Origin of the sequence: Methanocalculus taiwanensis (assembly GCF_024372745.1) — an archaeon.
Classification (GTDB): domain Archaea; phylum Halobacteriota; class Methanomicrobia; order Methanomicrobiales; family Methanocorpusculaceae; genus Methanocalculus; species Methanocalculus taiwanensis.
Genome location: NZ_VOTZ01000055.1, coordinates 1 through 2,245, shown reverse-complemented (window position 1 = coordinate 2,245; position 2,245 = coordinate 1). Strand labels below are relative to the sequence as shown.

The following is a 2,245-nucleotide window of genomic DNA, read 5'->3' as shown; positions in this document are numbered from 1 at the left end:
ATATTCAGCACAAGTGCTCGATGGGTGATCCGGTCAAGCAAAGCCGCTGTCAGTGACTTGTCATGGAATACCTTCACCCACTCGGAGAACATCAGGTTCGATGTCACCAACGTACTGGCTGTCTCATACCGTGATGCAAGCAACTGAAACAGCAGTTCCGCTCCCGCAAGATCAAACGTGATATACCCTAACTCATCAAGAATCAGAAGATCTACACGTTTTAACTGCCGGAGAAGATAGGTTAACCTTCGTTCTTGTTTTGCCTCGACCAGCTCATTCACCAGACCGGCTGTTGTCTTGAAACCCACCCGGTAATTCTGTTCACATGCCAGGACACCAATCGCAATCGCAAGATGAGTCTTTCCAGTCCCGGAATTCCCGATCATGAGCACATTCTGATGTTCTTTGAGAAAATCCAGATTTTTCAGGAGGGAAAGATAGGAACGAGCATCTTCGGGCAACAGATCAACAACAAGATCATCAAACCGTTTCATTGTCGGAAAACCAGCGGTACGAATGGCGTTCACCCTTTTCCGCTCTAATCTCAGATCATATTCATTCTCCAGAGCCTGGAGCAGAAACCCGGTAATCTCTTCTGAATAGGGACCTGGCTCGAGTTCACGTACCGATGCTGCAAGCCCTGAGAGACGCAGTGTACGGCAGAGCTCCTCAATACTTGCAGACATCAACGGCCTCCCAGTAAGTGGTGATCATAGAGAGACAGATTGGGATCCTCCATTTTGATCAGGTCTGGAGGGAGTGGCATATCAGGCACCTGGCCTGTTTGATGCATAATCACACATCGTAACGTCTCATAGGTTGGAACCATGCCATGCTCTTCCAACAGATGGATCGCAGATATCAACTCCTCTTCAGAAGCTTCTTTGAAGAGTGAGAGGATCGGCAGGAACTCTTTGTTCCTCCCCGAATAATGTCTATGAAGGATTCGTTGAATCGCCTCGTCCAGTTGCCGGAATAACCGGGAGTTTGGGAGTGCACCAGGTTTTCGTGACAGTGTCTTGAGAAAGGTGGGTGAGGTCATAGGAAAGCTCGCCTTTTCCAAACCGCCGTGTATGGCATGCAAGCACCTGATCACCTCCGACCAGCTCGACGATGTCTGGAGAGTATTTGAGTGTTAGATGATGACCGGGATAGGTATCCGGAACCGAGTAATAGTTCGTTTCAAAGGCAACATGCGAGTATTTTGAGATCCGGGCTGAGCGAGATTGATAATTGGAAAATTCAAGGGTGGGAAGAGGAGCAAACGTTTCCTGTTCTGCGAGAAGACCAACACAGGGAGGAGATGGACGGCGATAGACGTTACCCGCATTGATCTCGGCGATTGTTTCTGCCAGGTACACATTTGCCTCATCCAGTGACGGAAACGTATTCCTTTCACTGAATGCCCAGCGTCTCATGTATCCGACTGACTGTTCATCAGTTCCTTTCTCATGTGGTGACCGTGGGTTGCAGACATGAGGTTCGAATCCATGAAAGAGAGAAAACTCAAGAAACCGTGAGTTCCAATCTTTTGTTCTTGGATTGAGGATTGCAGCCATATTATCATAGAAGATGGTGGCTGGAACTCCACCAATCTTGTTGAAGAACCGGATATGAGCATCAAAAATCTCAAGGAGGGTTTCACGATGATAAACCCGACCGAACCGATAGAGTGAGTTATTGAGGACCATGGATGCCATTGGATATTTACCCCATCGCGTGCAGATGCAGAGATCGGTCTTGCCAAAGTCGAATTCTGCGCGACATCCAGGATCGGTTTCCTGGGCAATATAGACGTCACGATGGCCATGCTTCTGTTTCCATGATGCGATCTCTCGCTTGACTGTTGCGTAACTTATGCCATACCCGTGCTTGTTCAGGTAGTGACAGATCTTCTGTCCGTTCCACCGTTGTTTCTTTGGGCGATCAGCATTCTCCTCCAGTATTGAATGAATACACCCTTGAATCTCCGGAGTCAGGACGGTGCAAGGACGTTGTATCTGGCGATTCTTAGGCAGTATTTCAGATTCAACTCCATCCTTGACATCCTGAACCCGTTGGAGATACCGTGCCACAGTATTCCGGGACATTCCAAGTTCTTTGGCGACTCTTCTCTTTGATCCATAGAGGTTATAGAGTTCTACAATGCGCTGTATGTCGCTCATCGATTTCACCTACAGTTCCCTCCCGATCCAATAATGGACAGAGGGGATGATAGGGTGGATCAATTTATGATGAGCGTTTT

At 48.1% G+C, this 2,245-nt stretch carries 2 protein-coding genes; both read right to left on the bottom strand.

Features of this window, described 5'->3' with window-relative positions; genetic code table 11:
- The coding region (gene istB / locus FTO68_RS11720) for an IS21-like element helper ATPase IstB (protein ID WP_255333597.1) at positions 1 to 686 on the bottom strand (686 nt) is incomplete at its 3' end.
- A gap of 249 nt (positions 687 to 935) precedes the next feature.
- Positions 936 to 2,165, bottom strand: coding sequence for an IS21 family transposase (gene istA, locus FTO68_RS11715; RefSeq protein WP_255333596.1), 1,230 nt, complete (start codon positions 2,163 to 2,165; stop codon positions 936 to 938).
- Between the last annotated feature and the right edge of the window lie 80 nt (positions 2,166 to 2,245).